Raw genomic sequence first — 19712 nt, forward strand, 5'->3', positions numbered from 1 at the left:
CTCAGCAGGCGGAGTGCCCGCGCGGCAGCTCCCCGACCTCCACCGGCAGCGTTCCAGGCGCCTGTGCTCCGGCGAGCACCGCGGCGAGCGCCAGGAAGGATTCCTGGGTGCGGCCGTAGAGCGCGATCTGGGTCGCGGCATCGGCTCCGGCCAGCACCTCGGGGCGATCCAGGGCCACCGCGACGTCTCCGCCAGCGGCACTGGACTCGCCCACCAGGTTCACCACGGTTCCGGTGCCCACGCTGAGGCCGGCAGCCTCGGCGGCCTGCGTCAGCCGGGAGCGGTCCTGGTCGCTGCCGCCGACGATGGTGATGCCGGACGAGCTTAGATCGGCCTCGCACTCTCCGGCCACCAGGGTCACCGCGGATTCGCTCAGCTGCACCGCGGTCTCTGCGGCGCTGCCGGACTCCGCTTCCTCGGCAGGACTGCCTGCTGTCCCGTCCGCTTCGGCCTGGTCCGGATCCGTCTCATCGCCTGCTGCCTCTTCGCTGCGCAGCTCCTCGGGCAGCTGCGCCCCGGGCCCGGCGGCAAGGTCTCCGGCGGCCAGCTCGGCCTGCCAGAGCTGCAGCGCGGCGACGCGTTCGGACGCCTCCTCGAGGCGGGACCGGTCAAGCTCACCTGACTCCACGGCCGCGACGAGGCCGATGTGGGCGCCGCGGACATCGGCTGGCATCAGCAGCAGGTCCGCGCCCGCCTCCAGGGCGGTCACCGCGGCCTGATCGCCGCCGTAGCCCTGGACGATGGCGCCCATGTTCAGCGCATCGGTGACCACCACGCCGTCGTGGCCGAGTTCGCGCAGCTCTGCGTAGGCGGCGGCCGAGAGTGAGGAGGGAACGCCTGCTTCCAGGGCAGGCACCTCGATGTGGCCCATCATGATCATCGGGACACCAGCTTCGGCGGCCTCAGCGAAGGGTGCCCAGTCGCGGGTGCGCAGCTCCTCCAGGCTGGCGCTCTGCACCGGCAGCGTCTGGTGTGAATCTTCGGTGACCGAACCGTGTCCTGGGAAGTGTTTGACCGAGCCCGCCAGCCCGCCGTCGGCGAGGCCGCGGATGCTCTCCATGGTCAGTGCGGCGACTGCCGCGGCGTCAGAGCCGAAGGACCGTGAGCCGATGGTCGGATCCGAGGCCCCCACGGTGACGTCTCCGTTGGGGGCGAAGCTGGTGGTGAACCCCAGCTCGGCCAGCTCCGTGGCAAGCAGGCGGTGACCGGAGCGGGCGAGCGGGTCGTCGTCCTGCTCGTCGTGCGGCCCGCGTGCCTCCGGGTCGTCCTGCTCGGACGCGCCCAGCTCTGACGCGGCCGCGCCGTAGGCCATCGGCGTGGGCCATTCGGTCAGCGGTGCGCCGACCCGGGTGACGAGACCACCCTCCTGGTCCACGCTGATCATCGGGGGCACCTCACGCTCGCCGCCGGCGTCACGCAGGGTGCTCAGCTCCTCGGCCAGCTCCTCGGTGTCGACACCCCCGTCCGAGGCGGGAACGTTGGCGCCCATGATGATGGCGCCACCCAGGTGCAGCTCTTCGATCAGGTCCGCCATCGCGGAGGCATCGGTGGTCGCGTATTCCCCGACCAGCACGGACCCGGCCAGCTCGGCGAGCGAATATTCGGTCACGATCTCGGCGGCGCGCTCCTGGTGCGGCTGCCCGGGTCCTGCGAGCGCGGTCTCCTGGGCCTGCTCGGCGTCGGCGCGGCGCTGTTCCTCCGCGGCTGCGGCGGCCTCCTCGGCGCTCTGCTCGCTCGGCGAGGCCCCATCCGTCGACTCACCCTCGGGGGCATCGGGATCGCCCGCCCCGGCGCAGGAGCTGAGGAGCAGACAAGACAGCAGCGCCACAGCCAGAAGCGGGCGACGACGCGAGGAACCGGCAGAAGACATGTCAGTCAGGATATCCGCGCAGCCTGGACAGCCGCGTCAGACCCCGCGGGTCACCACCCAGGTGGGTCCGACGCCTGAGCGAACGTCGGGCCGGGCATCCGGGATCGGCCGGTCGGGGCAGTATTCTGTGTGGTGATGCGGCCGCCGGCCCTGACACCCTGAGGAGCCAAGTTGGAACTACCCTTCGCTGAATCACGACGTTCCACCCTTGGCCTTGAATGGGAGCTGGCGCTGGTGGATCGACAGTCCGGAGACCTCCGGTCGGTGGCGGACAAGATTCTCAGCGCCTGTCATGAGGACATGCCGGATCTTCGTCCGGAGGACGAGCACCCCTACGTGAAGCAGGAGCTGCTGACCAACACGGTGGAGCTGATCACCGATGTCTGCCCGGATGTGAACACCGGTGTGGACCAGCTGCGCGAGACCGCTCGCAATGTGATGCGCCACTGTGAGCCGCTCGACGTCGAGCTGTACTGCCAGGGCTCCCATCCCTTCGCCGCCCCCACCGAGCAGGAGGTGACGGACAAGGAGCGCTACGCGGAGCTGATCCGGCGCACCCAGTGGTGGGGCCGACAGATGGTGATCTACGGGGTGCATGTGCACGTGGGGCTCGACGACGTGGCCCAGGCGATGCCGGCGGTGAACGCGCTGTGCAACTACAACGCCCACTTCCAGGCCCTGACCGCCTCCTCCCCCTACTGGTCCGGGGAGGACACCGGCTACGCCTCGCAGCGGGCGCTGGTCTTCCAGCAGCTGCCCACCGCGGGCGCGTCCTTCCAGTTCGAGGAATGGTCCGGCTATGAGAAGGCCGTCAGCGACCTGGAGCACACCGGGGTGATCAACGATGTCACCGAGGTGCGCTGGGACGTCCGCGCCGTGCCACGGCTGGGCACCGTGGAGCTGCGGGTCTGCGACGGACTGGCCACGCTGGAGGAGATCGCTGGAGTCGCGGCGCTGACCCAGTGCATCGTGCATTCCACGGTCAAGGACCTGGAGAACGGCGGCAAGGTGGTCTCGATGCCGCCGTGGTTCGTGCAGGAGAACAAGTGGCGCGCCGCGCGCTACGGCCTGGACGCCGAGATCATCCTCAACGCCGACGGCGACGAGATGCTGGTCACCGATCACCTTCAGCAGGAGCTGAACCGGCTCGAACCGGTGGCCAAGGAGCTCGGCTGTGCCGATGAGCTCGCCCTGGTGGAGCAGATGATGCGCGACGGCGCGGGCTACATCCGTCAGCGCCAGGTGGCCGAGACCCACCAGGGGGATCTGCGGCAGGTGGTGCTCGATGCGGCCGCGCGGACCCGGATGTCCATCAATGGGCCGCGGCGGGTCTGACCGCGCGGGCCTGAGCGTTCAGACCGGCTGAATCAGACGCTGATCAGCTGCACCGGCTGGGAGGAGTCTGCCGGGATCTGCAGCGAGGAAGGGGCGACACCGGCGGCGACGAGCTGCGCGCCCAGGGCCGCGACCATGGCGCCGTTGTCCGTGCAGAGGCTCACCGGTGGAATCCGCAGCTCGATCCCTGCCTCGGCGCAGCGCTGCGCCAGCAGCTCGCGCAGCCGCTTGTTCGCCGCGACTCCCCCACCCAGCATCAGCGTGGTGATGCCGTGCTCAGCCGCGGCGCGCACGGCCTTGGCCGTGATGACGTCCACCACCGCTTCCTGGAAGCTGGCGGCGATGTCCGCGACCGGGACCGGTCGGCCGGCGGCCTCGAACTGCTCCACCGCGCGGGCCACCGCGGTCTTCAGCCCAGAGAAGGACCAGTTGTGCCGATGCTTCCCCGGCGCCTCGGCGGAGCCTTCGAACTTCGGCATGGTCAGACCGCGCGGGAACCGGAAGGCGCGCGGATCACCGGAGGCTGCGGCGGCGTCGATGGCGGGGCCTCCGGGGTATCCCAACCCCAGCAGCCGTGCGGTCTTGTCGAAGGCCTCACCGGCGGCGTCGTCGATCGTGGATCCCAGCAGCTCGACGTCACTGGTCAGCGAGCCGACCCGCAGGATCTCGGTGTGGCCGCCGGATACCAGCAGCGCTCCGGTGTTCTCCGGCAGCGCTCGCATGCCCCTTCCGGCCGCGGTCGCGGCATGGCCCTGCTGCTCACCAGGCTCGTCGGCGGGGTCGAGCAGGCCGACGCCGACGTGGGCGACGAGGTGGTTGACCCCATAGAGCGGCTTGTCCGCGGCAAGGGCGAGTCCCTTGGCGGCGGAGAGGCCGACCATCAGCGCTCCGGCGAGCCCGGGACCGGCGGTGACCGCGATGGCGTCGACCTCACGCAGCTCGATCCCGGCGGTGTCCAGCGCCTGGCGCAGCGTCGGGATGAAGGCTTCGAGGTGGGCGCGTGCGGCGATCTCCGGGATCACGCCGCCGAAGCGGACGTGTTCCTCCATGGAGGACGAGACGGTGTTCGCCAGCAGCTGGGTCCCGCGAACGATCCCGATGCCGGTCTCGTCGCAGGAGGTCTCGATGCCGAGCACCAGCGGGGCGCCGCGGGCCGAGGAGGTGTTGGTCATGGGGTCGGACTCCTGAGGTCTGCCGCTGAGCTGGGCGCGGTGAGGTCGGTCAACGGCTTCTGCATGATCAGCGCATCTTCGCCGTCGGGGTAGTACTGCGCCCGGGTGTGGATGTGGGTGAAGCCTTCACGCCGGTAGAGCGCCTGCGCCCCGGGGTTGTCGGCGCGGACCTCGAGCAGGATCTGCTCGGCGGACTGCTCCCGAGCGGCAAGGATCAGCAGGCGCAGCAACCGGGTGCCGAGTCCGTGGCCCTGTGCCTCGGGGGCCACCGCCAGGGTCTGAACATCGGCCAGCGGCAGCACGCACATCATGCCGGCATAGCCGGCGAGCCGACCTGCGGCATCCCGGGCCGCCCAATAGCGCCGGGTGGGCTCGGCGCCTCCGGTGGCGGAGGTGTGCCCCAGCTCGTCGTAGAAGAAGCTCTCCGGCCAGGCATCATGCGGGAAGAGCCGGTTCTCCAGGGCGAGCACCTCCGGCACGTCCAGAGCGGTCATCGGGATGACGCCGAATGGCTCGGGCGCAGGGTCAGCCTGGTTCGGTGAATCGGCAGGGTCCGTGGGGATGGGCGGGTTCGTGCCGGTCATGACGCCTGCTTCGCGCGCATCTGGGCGGGCACCTTGGCGTCAGACTCACGCAGGTACAGCGGAAGGGGTTCGCGCAGCACCGCGCTGGCGACGCTGTCGGGCTGGGCCGCCGGGTGCGCCCCAGCTTGGCCCGGGACTCGCCGGTCACGCCCAAGCTCGCGCTGGGCGAGCTGGCCCAGCTCCACCGCATCGGGCAGCCAGTGCGACTCCGGCGCCGCGCGCGGGGTCAGGGCCTCCGGATACAGGCTCGCGCCCACGCCGACAACCGGCAGATCTGGCAGCTCGGTGGCCGCGCTGACCTGGGGCCCGTCGAGCAGCTCGGCGAATCCGTGGGCGTCGGCGCGGTAGCGGGCCCAGTACACCTCGCGACGGCGGGCGTCACTGGCGACGAGGAACTCCCCGGGCACGGCTGAAGGCTCGGCCGGGGAGTTCACGGCGCGCTGCGCCATCGAGTCCAGGCTGCACACCCCATGAAGCGGGACACCCCATACCTCGGCGAGCGAATGCGCCAGCGCGAGTCCGACCCGCAGCCCGGTGAAGGGCCCGGGACCCACTCCGACGACGACGCCGCACAGACCGGCTCCGCTCACCTCGGCCTCGCGCATCGTGTGCGCCACCGCCTCGGCGAGGACCTCAGCATGGGTCGTCGTCTCGGAGGTGCGCCACTGGGCGCGCACGTGGCCGTGGTCGAGCACGGCCACGGAGGCGCCGGCGGAGGAGTCGATCGCGAGAATCACCCCTCCATCGTAGTTCGTCCCAGCTGCGGGGGCCGCGCCCAGTCAGGCCCGTAGCCGCGCAGCACGGCGCGCCGTCGGGATCCCAAGACATCGGCCTCGGTCTCGGAGAAGTCGGTGACGATGTCGGTCTGCTGCCCACCCGCTCGCGGCGAGGACTCGGTGCCCTCACCCCGGATCAGCTCAAGGTCCAGCCAGGAGCCTTCCACCCCGACCAGTGCCGCTTCGACCATCCCGCGGCCCCACTCCACCACGGTCACGGAATCGGCCAGCGTGGAGCTCAGGTCCAGGGATTCCAGGCCGTCGGGGTCGGTGCGATAGGCGTCCACGTGGACCAGGTCCGGCCCGTCGCCCTGCGCTCGGTGGATTCGGCTGAGGATGAAGGTCGGCGAGCTGACCATCCCGCTGACCCCCAGCGCGCCGCCCAGGGCCTGGGTGAAGGTGGTCTTGCCCGCTCCCAGACCTCCGGTGAGCACCAGCAGCACGCCCGGGTTCAACAGGCTGGCGAGATCCTCGGCGAACCCGGCGGTGGCGTGCAGGTCATCCAGGATGACCTCGACGCTCCACCGCTCCCCCTCCAGCGGTGCAGCGGGGTCCTGGCCGTGGCTCATGCGGGACCCCGCGGGGGCGTGGCCGGTGTGGCGGGTGACGCGGCGGCGTGGACCGAACTCGTGGCGCCGCCTGCGGCCGGGGTCAGCTCAGAGTCCACCACGATGCGCGGGACGCGCTCCCCGATCCGGGTGATGATCTCGTAGTTGATGGTTCCGGCGGCGCTGCCCCAGTCGGCCGCCTCGATCCCGGAGTCTCCTCCGAAGATCACCACCTCGTCGCCGACCTGGACGTCGGTGTCCAGTTCTCCGAGGTCGACCACGAACTGGTCCATCGCGACCCGGCCCACCGACCGGTAGCGCCTGCCGCTGATCCATACCGGGGCGTGGACGGCCACGCGCGGGATGCCGTCGGCGTAGCCCAGCGGGATCAGGGCCAGGCTGGTGGGGCGGTCCACCCGGTGGGTGAGTCCGTAGCTGATGCCCTGGCCCGCACGCACGCGCTTCACATTGGCGACGGAGGTGCGCAGCTCCATGGCCGGGCGCAGTCCCAGGTCCTCGGCGGTCCGGTCGGCGAAGGGGCTGTGCCCGTAGACGCCGACCCCGACCCGCACCATGTCGAAATGGGCGTCCGGCCGGGAGAACGCGCCGGGGGTGTTCGCCACATGGCGGAGGTCTGGCACGATCCGGTGCTCCTCGGCCAGGGTCAGCGCCTCCCGATACACCTGAAGCTGCTCGTCGGTCTCACGGCGGTCAGGCTCGTCGGCCACGGCGAGGTGGGTGAAGATGCCCTCCACGCTGAGCAGGCCACGCTCCTGGAACTGCGCCGCGAGGCGCAGCAGGTCGGGCCAATCCTCGATGGTGCAGCCGTTGCGGCCCAGCCCGGTGTCGATCTTCAGATGCACGCGGGCCGGCTTCTGCAGGGATTCCGCGGCGCGGGCCACGTGGTGGATCTCCCAGCCCGAGATGCCCAGGTCGATGTGTTCGGTGATGGCCGCCGCGAAGTCCGTCCCGCGGGTGTGCAGCCAGGCAAGGATCGGCGCCTGGATTCCGGCGGCGCGCAGCACCAGCGCCTCGCTGACATGAGCGGTGCCCAGCCAGTCCGCTCCGCCGTCGAGGGCCGCCCGGGCGGCGGTGACCGCCCCGTGCCCGTAGCCCTCGGCCTTCACCGCCACGAGCACCTTGGCCGGATGCACGTAGGAGGCGATGGTGCGCACATTGTGCCTGATCGCGGCGGGGTCGATCACCGCCGCGCGCTCGGCGGCCTCGGGATGGGGGGTGGCGCGGGGGTCGCCGATGATGCTCATGTGACCACCCTATCGAGAGCCACGGACACTTCGGGCGGCGGCGCTACTCGCGCAGCGCGCCGATGAGCGCGCTGGCTCCGAAGTGTCCCCGACCGTGGGGATCCAGGCGCTGCGCGGCGGCGGCGTGCAGCCGGGCGCCCTCGGCTGCGATGCGGGCGAAGTCCAGGTTCTGCGCGCTCGACGCGGTGGCCAGCAGCGCCCCGATGATCCCGGTCAGCACGTCACCGGTGCCTGCGGTGGCCAGCCCGGGAGTCGCGGAGCGCACGATCAGCGGCGCGGCGCCGTCGGGGCCCGCCACCACCGTGCTGGGCCCTTTGAGCAGGACTGTTGCGCCCAGCGCCCGGGCCAGCGCGCGGGTCGCCTCGAGGGTGTCCGGATCCTCGGCGAGCAGGCTCTGCAGGGACTCGTCCTCCAGCACCTCGGCCATTCGTCGCGCCTCGCCGAGGTGCGGGGTCAGGATCAGCTGGGCACCGAGTTCTCCGGCGCTGAGCAGATCACCGCGGAGCAGCTCCAGGCCGGTGGCGTCGAGCACGCAGGGCATCCGCGATTCCACGGTGGCGCGCAGCATGGTCTCGGCCTCCACCTGGCGGGACCGATCACGTCCGAGACCAGGTCCGATGGCGGCGGCGGTGGCACCCTCGATGGCCTTCTCTGCGCGCCCGTGACTCATCACGGCTTCGGGCCAGGACTGCAGCACCGAGGATGAGACGCTGGCTTCGGCCTGCAGCCGCACCATCCCGACGCCTGAAGTGATGGCGGCGCCCACGGTCAGCTCGGCCGCCCCGGGGAACTGTGCGGAGCCGGCCACCACCTGCAGGATCCCGCGGCTGTACTTATGGTCCCCCGGTCGTGGTCGCGGGGCGTTGCGCTCAGGTCCGGTCAGCTCCCAGGCCGCAGGAGTGGGCAGCCGGTCATCCATTCCGATGTCCACGGTGTGGATCTCCCCGCTGAGCAGACCACCCTGACCCAGCAGCAGCCCCACTTTGGCCGCTCCGAAGGTGACGGTGTGCTGGGCCGCCAGGGCGTCACCGGGGCAGCGGCCCGTGTCGGCGTCGACTCCTGAGGGGATGTCACAGGCGACGACGGTGCTGGTGCGCGCCGCGTCGGTCAGCCCGGACACCTCGGGGAGGACGAAGGCGCCGCGGGCTCCGGTGCCCAGGATCGCGTCGATCAGCACCGTCGTGTCTGCAGGGACGTCCTCACGCAGCCGACCGCCGGCGCGGAGAAAGCCCTCCAACGCCTGCGGGTGGGCGCGGTCAGCGAGGAGCACTGCGTGCGCATCGACGCCTCGGGAGCGCAGCTCGGCCAAGGCGTAGAGTCCATCGCCGCCGTTGTTGCCGGCGCCGATGAGACCCACGACCCGCGCCCCATAGATTCGACCGGCGCTGCGGAGCAGCTCCAGCACCTGGCTGGCAAGGCCATAGGCGGCGCGGCGCATCAGGGCCGGACCTTCGCCGGCCTCGACCAGGGGCCTTTCAGCGGCGCGGATCTGGGTGCCGGAATAGAGCGGAAGCGAGGATGCAGTCATGGTCAGCCCTCTGCGACCACCATGGCGGTGGCCACGTCACCGTCGTGGGAGAGCGAGAGGTGCCAGCGCTTGACGCCCTTGGACTCGGCCACCTGCGCCACGGTCCCGGACACCTCGACATGAGGCGCACCCGCGGAGTCCATGACCACCTGGCAGTCCTGCCAGTTCATCCCCGCCGGGGCGCCCAGCGCCTTGGCCACCGCCTCCTTCGCCGCGAAGCGCGCGGCGAGGGAGCGCGTGTTCAGCTCACGCTCGGCCGGGACGAAGAGCCGCTGCCGCAGCGCCGGAGTCCGGCGCAGCTGGTGTTCGAACCTGGTCACCAGGACGACGTCGACGCCGATACCGACGATCATGTGCTGCTCCTTCTGCGCGGGATCACTCTCTTTCAAAGGGACACACCACCTAGATGGTCACTCCACTTAGATGGTCACTCCACGGTGACCGACTTGGCCAGGTTGCGCGGCTGGTCGACGTCGTAGCCCTTCTCGGCGGCCAGTGCGCAGGCGAAGATCTGCAGCGGGACGGTGGTCAGCAGCGGCATCAGCAGCGGCTGGGTCTCCGGGACGTAGAAGACCGTCTCGGAGTAGTCCACGACGTCGGCGTCGCCGACCTCGGCCACGGTGATCGTCTTGGCGCCGCGGGCGCGGACCTCCTGGATGTTGGAGACCACCTTGGCGTGCAGCGAATCCCGGCCATGCGGGGAAGGGACGACGACGAAGACCGGCTGACCCTCATCGATCAGCGCGATCGGGCCGTGCTTGAGCTCGCCGGCGGCGAAGCCCTCGGCGTGGATGTAGGCGATCTCCTTGAGCTTGAGCGCGCCCTCCATCGCCACCGGGTAGCCGACGTGGCGCCCGAGGAAGAGCACCGAAGGGGCCTGGGCCATCTCGCGGGCGAGCTTGCGGATGTCATCGGCCCCGTCGAGGATCTCCTGGATCTTGGCGGGGATCTTGTGCAGGTCCGCGAGGATGTCCTCGATCTGCCCCTGGAAGAGCTTCCCGCGCAGCTGTGCCATGTAGAGGCCCAGCAGGTAGGAGGCGGTGATCTGGGCCAGGAAGGCCTTGGTGGAGGCCACGGCGATCTCGGGTCCGGCGTGGGTGTAGAGCACCGCGTCCGACTCGCGCGGAATGGTGGATCCGTTGGTGTTGCAGATCGCCAGGGTGCGGGCGCCCTGCTCCTTGGCGTAGCGGACCGCCATCAGGGTGTCCATGGTCTCCCCGGACTGGGAGAGCGAGACGATCAGCGTCGAGTCATCGATGATCGGATCGCGGTAGCGGAACTCGTGGCTGAGCTCCACCTCCACGGGCACGCGCACCCAGTGTTCGATGGCGTACTTGGCGACCATGCCGGCGTAGGCGGAGGTGCCGCAGGCCAGCACGATGATCTTGCCTATGCCCTTGAGCTCTTCGGGGTCGATGCGCAGCTCGTCGAGCACCAGGCGGCCCGAGGCGTCGGTGCGCCCCAGCAGGGTGTCCTCCACGGCCTTGGGCTGATCGTGGATCTCCTTTTCCATGAAGGTGCCGTAGCCGCCCTTCTCGGCGGCGGCGGCGTCCCAGTTCACCGAGAAGCGCTTGCCCTCGGCGGGGGTGCCGTCGAAGTTGATGATGGCCACGTCGTCGGTGGTGATGGTCACGACCTGGTCCTGCTCCAGCTCCACGGCCTCACGGGTGAAGTCGATGAATCCGGAGACGTCGGAGCCGAGGAAGTTCTCCCCCTCGCCCAGGCCCACCACCAGTGGTGAGTTGCGGCGTGAGGCGACCACACGGTCGGGCTGGTCGGCGTGGACGGCGAGCAGCGTGAACGCGCCTTCCAGCTCGCTGGCCGCGAGACGCATCGCCTCGGTCAGGTCACCCGCGGCGGAGCCGGCGAAGTACTGGCCGATCAGCTTCGCGGCCACCTCGGTGTCGGTCTGCGAGCTGAACTCCTCGCCGGTCGCGACGAGCTTGGCCTTGAGCTGCGCGAAGTTCTCGATGATGCCGTTGTGGATGACGGCGAGCTTGCCCTCGTCGGCCAGGTGCGGGTGCGCGTTCTGGTCCGTGGGCGCCCCGTGGGTGGCCCAGCGGGTGTGACCGATGCCCACCGAGGCCTCAGCCATCGGGTCCGCCTCGATCTCGGCGAGGAGGTTGGCGAGCTTGCCGGACTTCTTCCTCGTCGAGACGCTTCCGCCGGTCACGGTCGCCACGCCCGCGGAATCATATCCGCGGTACTCCAGGCGACGGAGTCCTTCTAGGAGCACGTCGAGGGCTGAGTGCTGACTGGTCTTCTCGGGCAGGCCTATATAGCCGACGATTCCACACATGAGGGATAGCGTATCGTGTCAACGTGTCTGAGCGCCCATCCGAAGATCCTCATCCGCGCACCTCTGCGGGTCCGCTTCCCGCCCTGGTGGCGGGCACCGCGCCCTGGGCGGGGTCCCCGTTCAAGCCCGATCAGCCGAACACCTCCCACTCCCCCTTCGCGGAGCTGGACCGCCAGGCCTGGGCCCGGTTGGCCGACACCATCGAACAGCCGCTGAACCAGGACGACGTCGACCGGCTGCGCGGCATCGGCGAACATCTCTCGCTCAATGAGGTCGAGCAGATCTACCTGCCGCTGAGCCGGCTGCTCTCGATCTATGTGGAGTCCGCCGCGCAGCTGCGCTCCGCGGCCAATGAGTTCCTCGGCGAGCAGACCCTGCGCACCCCGTTCGTCATCGGGGTGGCCGGATCCGTGGCGGTGGGCAAGTCCACGACCGCCCGGGTGCTCCAGGAGATGCTTCGCCGTTGGCCGTCGACCCCGCGGGTGGAGCTGGTCACCACCGATGGCTTCCTCTACCCCAACGCCGAGCTGCAGCGCCGCGGCCTGATGGACCGCAAGGGCTTCCCGGAGGCCTATGACCGCCGGGCGCTGCTGCGGATGGTCTCCGAGGTGAAGTCGGGCAAGCCCGAGGTGCGCGCCCCCTGGTACTCCCACCTGGTCTATGACATCGTCCCGGACCGTGAAGTGGTGATCCGTCAGCCCGATGTGCTCATCGTGGAGGGGCTCAATGTGCTGCAGCCGGCGCGGGTGCGCGAGGACGGCACCACCGGCCTGGCGCTCAGCGACTTCTTCGACTTCTCCATCTATGTCGATGCCAAGCCCAAGCACATCGAGCAGTGGTACGTGGACCGGTTCATGCGCTGGCGCGACGGAGCCTTCGCGGACCCGCAGAGCTACTTCCACCAGTACTCCTTCCTCGACGACGAGCAGGCGCAGGCTCGCGCCTCCGAGATCTGGAACCGGATCAACGGCCCGAACCTGCGCGCGAACATCGCCCCGACCCGCTCCCGGGCGCGGCTCGTGATGGCCAAGGGCGAGGACCATTCCGTCTCCCGCGTCCTGCTGCGCAAGGTCTGAGTCCGTGAAGCTGGTTCTGCCCCGCTGCGCCCCTCCGCGTCCCGGGGGTGCTCTATGCCTGAGGCACAGCTGACCCCGGACGGTCGTCGCCAGTGGCCGGAGCAGCAGGCCCGGCGCGCCCGGGTCTACCGCCGACGTCGGGTGCTCGTGGCTGCCCTGACCATCGGTGCGCTGCTGCTGGCGGGGTACTTCCTGCCCCGCGCATGGGATGCGGTCCGCGCGGGCCTCACCGGGGACCAGACGCTCTCCGAGGTGCGCGGTGATCAGCTCCCCGAGGCGGAGGCCCCGGCACCGGGGGCGGAGTCCAGCGCTGAGCCGGACTCCGGCGCCGAGGCTGACGCCGAGCCCAGTCCTGAACCCACCCCTGTGCGCGCCAGCGATCCCTCCTGGGACCCGGACTCCATCCACGTGCTGGTGAACCCGCAGAACTCCTTGGACCCCGAGGACCACGCCCCTTCAGACCTGGAGGCTCCGGACGTGCGGATGACCACCGAGAATCAGCTGCTGCTGCGCCGACCCGCCGCTGAGGCGCTCGCCCAGCTGATCGACGCCGCAGCCCAGGACGGTCAGGTCCTGGCGATGACCAGCGGGTACCGCTCCTACGCGGCACAGCTTGAGCTGTATGCGAACCGACATTCGGCGGTCGGCACCGAGGAGACCGATGAGCTGGTGGCCCGCCCGGGCTATTCGGAGCATCAGACCGGTCTCGCGGCAGATGTGATCAGCATCGACAATCCCGACTGCATCCAGGGGCACTGCTTCGCCGATACGCCTGAGGGGCAATGGGTGGCGGAGCACGCCGCGGACCATGGCTTCGTGATCCGGTATCCGGAAGGCGCCGAGGAGATCACCGGTTACGAGTTCGAACCCTGGCATCTGCGCTACGTCGGGCAGGACACGGCAGGTGAGGTCGCCGCGCAGGGCCTCACCCTGGAGGAGTACTGGGACCAGCCGGCAGCGGCGGAGTACGACGTCGCGGAGCCAGACCTGTCTGCACCCTGAGGCCCGCGGTGAATCTCCTGATCGGCACCCGGCGCTGGGCACAGGCGAGGACCCCCAGTGTTGAGGGGCGGATTCTCGGCTCATCCGAGGGCCGTCCAGGCCTGAGATGTTCGGAGAATCCGCCGCTCGACGCGCTGGGTGGGGTGCGGCCGGTTCAGCGAGCCGGTTCAGAGGGCCAGTTCGGCCTTCACGACGTCGGCCAGCGCCTCGGACTCCGCCCGGGCGAGATCCGCGGTCGGTGCCTCCACCATGACCCTTACCACCGGTTCGGTGCCGGAGGGGCGCAGCAGCACTCGGCCGGTGGCTCCCAGACGGGCCTCCACCTGCGCGACGGCCTCCTGGACCGGCTGATGCGTCTTGACCCGGGTTCGATCCACGCCCTTGACGTTGATCAGCACCTGCGGGAGCCGCGTCATGGCCTCCGCGGCCAGGGTCCGGACCGATCTCCCGGTGGCGGCGACCCGGGCCGCTAGCTGCAGCCCGGTGAGCAGACCGTCACCGGTGGTGGCGTAGTCCGCGAAGATCAGATGCCCCGACTGCTCGCCACCGAGGTTGTAGCCGGCTCCGCGCATCGCGGCGAGCACATAGCGATCCCCGACTGCGGTCTCCACGAGTTTGACCCCGGCCGCCTCCATGCCGAGCTTCAGACCGAGGTTGGACATCACGGTGACCACCAGAGTGTCATCCACCAGGGTCCCGGCCTCCTTCTGCGCGATGGCCAGGATGCCCATGATCTGGTCACCGTCGATGATCTCTCCGGTGTGGTCGACCGCGAGGCAGCGGTCGGCGTCGCCGTCGTGGGAGATGCCCAGGTCGGCGCGGTGTTCACGCACAGTGTCCTGCAGCGGACCCAGATGGGTGGAGCCGTAGCCCTCGTTGATGTTCAGTCCATCGGGCTCGGCTCCGATGACGATCACCTCGGCCCCGGCGTCGGTGAAGGCCTGGGGTGAGACGCCGGCGGCGGCGCCGTGGGCGCAGTCGAGCACGATCTTGAGCCCCTTGAGGCTGATGCCGTTCAGGGAGCGCAGCAGGTGCACCAGGTAGCGGTCCTCGGCGTCGGCGAACCGGCTGACCCGCCCGACGTCGGCTCCGGTGGGCCGCGGGGGCGTCCGCCCCATCTCGGTCTCGATCGCGTCCTCGGCGGCGTCGTCGAGCTTGTGCCCGCCGCGGGCCAGGAACTTGATCCCGTTGTCCGGGGCGGGGTTGTGCGAGGCGGAGATCATCACGCCGAAGTCTGCATTGATGTCAGCGACCAGGAAGGCGGCGGCAGGGGTGGGCAGCACGCCGGCGTCGAAGACGTCGACCCCGCTGCTGGCGATGCCGGCCTGCACCGCGGCGGAGATGAACTCCCCTGAGATGCGCGGATCCCGCGCCACGACTGCGGTGGGTCGGGTGCCGGGGGTCACCTGCCGGTGGCCGAGGATGGTCGCTGCTGACTGGGAGAGGGTGAGGGCGAGTTCAGCGGTGAGCAGCTCGTTGGCCACACCGCGCACGCCGTCAGTGCCGAAAAGTCTTGCCATGATGACGGTCAGTCTACTGGGCGGATCCCCCACATACGCGAAGAACCCCGCCGGAGAGTCTCCGGCGGGGTTCTTCGAGCAGCTGGGGATCAGCACTGGGACCAGTGCTGAAGGATCAGCGCTTGGAGTACTGCGGTGCCTTGCGGGCCTTCTTCAGACCGGCCTTCTTGCGCTCCACCGCACGGGCGTCGCGAGTCAGGAATCCAGCCTTCTTCAGTGCCGCGCGGTTGTGGTCGCGGTCGATCTCGTTGAGTGCACGGGAGATGCCGAGCCGCAGGGCGCCGGACTGGCCCGAGGGGCCGCCGCCGTCGATGCGAGCAATGACGTCGTAGGCGCCCTTGAGGCCCAGCAGGGTGAAGGGATCATTCACTTCCTGCTGGTGCAGCTTGTTGGGGAAGTACTCCTCCAGGCTGCGACCGTTGAGGGTCCAGGTGCCGGTGCCCGGGGTGATGCGGACGCGAGCACGTGCGCGCTTGCGTCGACCGATGGCGGCTCCGCCGACGGTCAACGGTGCACGCTCGGACTCGCCGGCGGTCTCCTCGGTGGGGGTTGATTCCGAGGTGTAGCTTGAGAGCTCCTCGGTTTCGGTGAGCTCTTCAGTGTTCTGAGCCACGATTCTCCTTGAAAATTCTAGTGTCGGGTGGCCAGGACTACTGAGTGACCTGGGAGATGTCGAACGGCTTCGGCTGCTGGGCGACATGCGGGTGCTCTGCACCTGCATAGACGCGCAGCTTCTTCAGCTGGGCCGTTCCGAGCTTGTTATGTGGCAACATGCCCTTGACCGCCTGGTACGCAGCGCGGGTGGGGTAGCGCGAGACCATCTCGTTGAAGGTCAGCGACTTGATGCCGCCGGGAAAGCCGGAGTGGCGCCAGTAGCGCTTCTTCTCGGCCTTGTCGCCGGTCATGGCGACCTTCTCGGCGTTGATGATGATGACGAAGTCGCCCATGTCCTGGTGTGGGACGAAGGTCGGCTTGTGCTTGCCGCGCAGCAGCGCAGCAGTCTGTGAGGCGAGACGGCCCAGCACGACGTCAGTCGCGTCGATGACGTGCCACTGGGCGTCGGCGTCGCCAGGCTTCGGGGTGTACGTACGCACGTTGGTATGCCTTCGGTCGATGTTCTACGGTTCAGCGCACTGGACTCTCTGGTGTGTGAGAGGCACCGAGTGTCAGTGACTGTTTCTTCGCGAGTGCGACGTCCGGATTCCCAGGTGAGGACTGGGAAGAGACCGGGCCCGTGGGTTCCCCTGCAGTCCGCGGAGGCTGACGACCATGCAACTGAGCCGCCTCGACACGGACCCACGCAGGGGTGGACACGCACAACAACCAACAACTATACAGAGCACCCCCGCCTTTGAGCAAAGTCACGCTCCAGGACCCCTGCCGGTGACCTGTTCTCCGGGCGGGGACGCGGCTGATCCTGCTGTGTTCCCAGCGCTGGATCGGCTGGGCCCTCAGGGCCGCCTCATCGGGTCTTCGCGGCGCGAGGAGCCTTCGCGTAGGCGGTGTCTGACATGTCTTCAAGCTCGCGCCCGTTGGTCTCCGGGACCCATTTGAGCACGAAGAACATCGAGAGCAGCGCCGAGGCCGCGTAGAAGCCGTAGGCGAAGACCAGCGAGAACGCGGCCATCTCGGGGAAGAGCATCGAGATCAGGAAGTTCGCCGCCCAGTTTGCGGAGGCGGTGACGCCCAGGGCCACCGCACGGATCCGGTTGGGGAACATCTCCCCCAGCAGGACCCACATGAACGGTCCCCAGGTGGCGCCGAAGAAGAGCACGAAGACATTCGCGGAGACCAGCGCGACCATGCCCCAGGCGCCCGGCAGGGAGACCAGCTCCTCGCCGTCGGCGCCCATGGTGACCACCGCCTGGCTGAACGCCACGGCCATCATGCCCAGTCCCGCCGCCATGCCGGCTGAGCCGACGGCGAGCGGGATGCGGCGACCCACCCTGTCCACGATGATGATGCCGATGACGGTGGCCACGATGTTCACGCTGGTGGTGATGATCTGGACCAGGAACGCCTGGTCCTCGGCGATCCCCACGGCCTGCCACAGGGTGTTGGAGTAGTAGAAGATGACGTTGATGCCGACGAACTGCTGGAAGACCGCGAGGCCCAGACCCACCCAGACGATGGGCGTGAGCCTGCCGCTGACGATGAGGTCGCGGAACTTCTGCCTCGCCTCCAGGTTGATGGTCTCGCGGACCTCTTTGATCTTCTGCGCGATCGCAGACTCACCCTGGATGCCGACGATCTCCTCGAGCACCTTGGCCGCCTGCTTCTCGCGACCGCGGGAGACCAGGTAGCGCGGCGATTCGGGGATCGAGGAGGCCAGCAGGCCGTAGAGCAGCGCCGGTCCTGCCTCCAGCAGGAACATCCAGCGCCAGGCCTCCAGACCGAACCACAGCTCCTCGGCCGCACCGTCGGCGACGTTGGCGATGAAGGCGTTGGAGGAGGCAGCCATGAAGATGCCGACCACGATCGCGAGCTGCCAGGTCGAGCCGAGGCGTCCACGCAGGTGCGTCGGGGCGACCTCGGCGATGTAGGCCGGGGCGATCACCGAGGCCATGCCGACGCCGATGCCGCCCAGCACCCGCCAGAGCACCAGGTCGACGGCGCCGAACGCCAGGCCGGAGCCGATCGCGGAGACGAAGAACAGTGCGGCGGCGACCATCATGGCGCGCTGGCGGCCGATGCGGTCAGAGAGGCTGCCGCCGGCCCAGGCGCCGATCATGCAGCCCAGCAGGGCCGAGGAGACGGTGAAGCCGACAGCGATGTCTGAGAGGTCGAACTGGGCCTGAATGGGACCGACGGCCCCATTGATCACCGCCGTGTCGAAGCCGAAGAGGAAGCCGCCGAACGCGGCGACCAGGACGACCCAGGCGACGCCGCCGATGCCGGAGTCCTGCGAGCGAGAGGTGATGCTCATCAGTGGTTGGTTCCTTTGCAGGTCAGGGATGAGGGCCTTCGTCGGTGAAGGCGAGCCCGAACGATTATGGTCCTCGATCGTGAACCTCGCGACTCCCGCGACCCCGGTTGACGCTGCCTCAGAAGCGGTGACGCGAGTGTCCTGCCCAGCACTGACAGGGCACTCCAGCCGGACCGACCTGTCCGGGGCGGCGGTCTGCTGTGACTGATATCACAGCAGGTCCCGACTCTCAGCCCTGCTCAGCCCTGCTCAGCAGGCTGCCGGAGCGCTCGGGTCTGTTCCGCGCGGCGGCCCAGCTGCTCGTCTGCCGGGTATTGGACGGACTCCAGCACCAGGCCGCCGGGCGGGGCCAGACGGACCCGCTGGTCCCAGACCGGCTCGGCGAGCCGGCTCATCAGCCAGCCGGGGGCCCGGCGCCCCTCCCCCACGTCCAGGCAGGCCCCCATCAGGGCGCGCACCATGTGGTGGCAGAAGGCGTCGGCGGTGAGCGCGGCGAGGATCACGCCGTCGGCGTCCCGGTGGATGCTGAAGTCATGCAGCTCCCGGATGGTGGTGCTGCGCTCCCGGGGCCGGCAGAAGCTGCCATAGTCCTGCAGTCCGGCCACGGAGGCGGCCTCGAGCCTCATCAGCTCAGCGTTCAGGGGCACCCGGTGCCACGCCGTGTCCAGGCGACGCAGCGGGTCGCGGTGGGAGGCGGCGTCGGCGATGCGGTAGCGGTAGGTGCGGCTCAGCGCGGAGAACCTCGCGTCGAAGTCCTGCGACACGATGGCAGCGGCGAAGACGACGACGGCGCCGCGCTCACCGTGCAGAACCCCGGTCAGACGGCGCACGAGCGCCTCCTCCGGGGTGATCCCTCGGTCTCGACCCAGATTTGCATACTCGGCCAAGCTCAGGTCGAGGTGGACCACCTGCCCCCGGGCATGGACTCCGGCGTCGGTGCGTCCGGCCACGATAAGCGGCACCTCGCGGCGCAGGAGGGTGGCCAGGCCCTCACGCAGGGCTCCCTCCACGGTTCGAAGCCCAGGCTGGACGGCCCACCCGTGGAACGCGCTTCCGTCATAGGCCAGGTCCAGACGCACCCGCAGGGTCAGGCACTGCGGGTCTTCGCGGATGTTCATGCGTTGCCCCCTGTACGTGCAGAGTTCGATGCGGGCTCAGCTGCAGACACGTCAGGCGCCCGCGATCGCTGAGATCGGGGGCGCCTGACGAATGCGTGCTGAAGGGTCTACTTCTGACCCTCGGCCTCGGTGGACTCCGACGCAGCGGACTCCGACTCGGTGGCCGCAGCCTCGGTGGACTCGACCTCGGTGGTCTCCTCCTGCGCCGGCTGCTGGGCGGGGGTCGCGGTGGCCTGTTCGGCCTCCCTGACCACTGCCTGCTTCGGCGAGACGGGCTCCATGACGAGCTCGATGACAGCCATCGGAGCGTTGTCGCCCTTGCGGTTGCCGATCTTCACGATGCGGGTGTAGCCGCCTTCGCGCTCGGCCATGGCCGGGGCGATCACGGTGAACAGCTCGTGGACGATGGCCTGGTTGGTCGCGCTGTTGGCGCTGATCTTGCCGACCACGCGACGGCGAGCAGCGATGTCGCCCTGCTTCGCCATCGTGATCAGACGCTCGGCGTAGGGGCGGAGGCGCTTGGCCTTGGTCAGCGTGGTGGTGATCGCGCGGTGCTCGAACAGGTTGGCGGAAAGGTTCGCCAACATCATCTTCTCGTGCGACGGGCTGCCGCCCAGGCGCGGACCCTTGGTGGGGGTAGGCATGGTCTGGTTCTCCTTGAGTGGTGCGCAGTCAGTTCAGTTGAACGTCAGC

18 protein-coding genes are annotated in these 19712 nt (G+C 69.4%); 3 read left to right on the forward strand and 15 right to left on the reverse strand.

Annotation, left to right across the window (positions count from 1 at the left end; translation table 11 throughout):
* Position 1: 1 nt before the first annotated feature.
* The gene (locus LTH96_RS08775; RefSeq protein WP_241465359.1) at positions 2–1870 is read right to left on the reverse strand and encodes a glycoside hydrolase family 3 N-terminal domain-containing protein; all 1869 of its coding nucleotides are present in this window, start codon (positions 1868–1870) and stop codon (positions 2–4) included.
* 171 nt (positions 1871–2041) lie between these two features.
* On the opposite strand from LTH96_RS08775, the gene LTH96_RS08780 reads away from it, so the two are divergent.
* Positions 2042–3205 carry a glutamate--cysteine ligase gene (locus LTH96_RS08780; RefSeq protein WP_241465360.1) on the forward strand — a complete coding sequence of 388 codons (1164 nt, stop codon included), beginning with the start codon at positions 2042–2044 and terminating at the stop codon, positions 3203–3205.
* Between the two features lie 32 nt (positions 3206–3237).
* Here LTH96_RS08780 and tsaD read toward each other — a convergent pair whose 3' ends face one another.
* From tsaD to glmS, 8 genes are all read right to left on the reverse strand, one after another.
* Complete coding sequence (gene tsaD / locus LTH96_RS08785) at positions 3238–4377, reverse strand: tRNA (adenosine(37)-N6)-threonylcarbamoyltransferase complex transferase subunit TsaD (protein WP_241465361.1); 1140 nt, start codon at positions 4375–4377, stop codon at positions 3238–3240.
* Complete coding sequence (gene rimI, locus LTH96_RS08790) at positions 4374–4961, reverse strand: ribosomal protein S18-alanine N-acetyltransferase (protein WP_342357727.1); 588 nt, start codon at positions 4959–4961, stop codon at positions 4374–4376. The genes tsaD and rimI overlap by 4 nt, the downstream gene beginning before the upstream one ends.
* Positions 4958–5698 (reverse strand): tRNA (adenosine(37)-N6)-threonylcarbamoyltransferase complex dimerization subunit type 1 TsaB, encoded by a 741-nt coding sequence (tsaB, locus tag LTH96_RS08795; protein ID WP_241465362.1) that lies wholly within the window; start codon positions 5696–5698, stop codon positions 4958–4960. The genes rimI and tsaB overlap by 4 nt, the downstream gene beginning before the upstream one ends.
* Positions 5695–6306 (reverse strand): tRNA (adenosine(37)-N6)-threonylcarbamoyltransferase complex ATPase subunit type 1 TsaE, encoded by a 612-nt coding sequence (tsaE, locus tag LTH96_RS08800; RefSeq protein WP_241465363.1) that lies wholly within the window; start codon positions 6304–6306, stop codon positions 5695–5697. The genes tsaB and tsaE overlap by 4 nt, the downstream gene beginning before the upstream one ends.
* Positions 6303–7550, reverse strand: a complete 1248-nt coding sequence (gene alr, locus LTH96_RS08805) for an alanine racemase (protein ID WP_241465364.1) — start codon at positions 7548–7550, stop codon at positions 6303–6305. The genes tsaE and alr overlap by 4 nt, the downstream gene beginning before the upstream one ends.
* 43 nt (positions 7551–7593) lie before the next feature.
* Positions 7594–9078 (reverse strand): NAD(P)H-hydrate dehydratase, encoded by a 1485-nt coding sequence (locus LTH96_RS08810; protein WP_241465365.1) that lies wholly within the window; start codon positions 9076–9078, stop codon positions 7594–7596.
* A 2-nt stretch (positions 9079–9080) separates the two neighbouring features.
* Entirely contained in the window at positions 9081–9431 is a 351-nt protein-coding gene (locus LTH96_RS08815; protein WP_241465366.1) for a holo-ACP synthase, read from the reverse strand.
* 74 nt (positions 9432–9505) lie between these two features.
* Positions 9506–11377, reverse strand: coding sequence for a glutamine--fructose-6-phosphate transaminase (isomerizing) (gene glmS, locus LTH96_RS08820; protein ID WP_241465367.1), 1872 nt, complete (start codon positions 11375–11377; stop codon positions 9506–9508).
* 23 nt (positions 11378–11400) lie between these two features.
* Between glmS and coaA the strand changes: the two genes are divergently transcribed.
* Together coaA and LTH96_RS08830 are read left to right on the forward strand one after the other, a co-directional pair.
* Positions 11401–12453 carry a type I pantothenate kinase gene (gene coaA, locus LTH96_RS08825; protein WP_370642717.1) on the forward strand — a complete coding sequence of 351 codons (1053 nt, stop codon included), beginning with the start codon at positions 11401–11403 and terminating at the stop codon, positions 12451–12453.
* 54 nt (positions 12454–12507) lie between these two features.
* Positions 12508–13455, forward strand: a complete 948-nt coding sequence (locus LTH96_RS08830) for a D-alanyl-D-alanine carboxypeptidase family protein (RefSeq protein ID WP_241465368.1) — start codon at positions 12508–12510, stop codon at positions 13453–13455.
* 167 nt (positions 13456–13622) lie between these two features.
* Here LTH96_RS08830 and glmM read toward each other — a convergent pair whose 3' ends face one another.
* The 6 genes from glmM to rplQ all read right to left on the reverse strand — a co-directional run bounded on the left by glmM (position 13623) and on the right by rplQ (position 19663).
* Complete coding sequence (gene glmM, locus LTH96_RS08835; RefSeq protein ID WP_241465369.1) at positions 13623–14975, reverse strand: phosphoglucosamine mutase; 1353 nt, start codon at positions 14973–14975, stop codon at positions 13623–13625.
* 115 nt (positions 14976–15090) lie between these two features.
* Positions 15091–15588 (reverse strand): 30S ribosomal protein S9, encoded by a 498-nt coding sequence (rpsI, locus tag LTH96_RS08840; RefSeq protein WP_241465370.1) that lies wholly within the window; start codon positions 15586–15588, stop codon positions 15091–15093.
* Positions 15589–15625: 37 nt separating this feature from the next.
* Positions 15626–16069 carry a 50S ribosomal protein L13 gene (rplM, locus tag LTH96_RS08845; RefSeq protein WP_241465371.1) on the reverse strand — a complete coding sequence of 148 codons (444 nt, stop codon included), beginning with the start codon at positions 16067–16069 and terminating at the stop codon, positions 15626–15628.
* A gap of 368 nt (positions 16070–16437) precedes the next feature.
* Positions 16438–17901, reverse strand: coding sequence for a sugar porter family MFS transporter (locus tag LTH96_RS08850; protein WP_241465372.1), 1464 nt, complete (start codon positions 17899–17901; stop codon positions 16438–16440).
* A 239-nt stretch (positions 17902–18140) separates the two neighbouring features.
* Positions 18141–19019, reverse strand: a complete 879-nt coding sequence (locus LTH96_RS08855) for a tRNA pseudouridine(38-40) synthase TruA (RefSeq protein WP_241465373.1) — start codon at positions 19017–19019, stop codon at positions 18141–18143.
* A 107-nt stretch (positions 19020–19126) separates the two neighbouring features.
* Positions 19127–19663 carry a 50S ribosomal protein L17 gene (gene rplQ / locus LTH96_RS08860; protein WP_241465374.1) on the reverse strand — a complete coding sequence of 179 codons (537 nt, stop codon included), beginning with the start codon at positions 19661–19663 and terminating at the stop codon, positions 19127–19129.
* Between the last annotated feature and the right edge of the window lie 49 nt (positions 19664–19712).

Source organism: Nesterenkonia sp. LB17, assembly GCF_022565915.1.
Taxonomy (GTDB): domain Bacteria; phylum Actinomycetota; class Actinomycetes; order Actinomycetales; family Micrococcaceae; genus Nesterenkonia.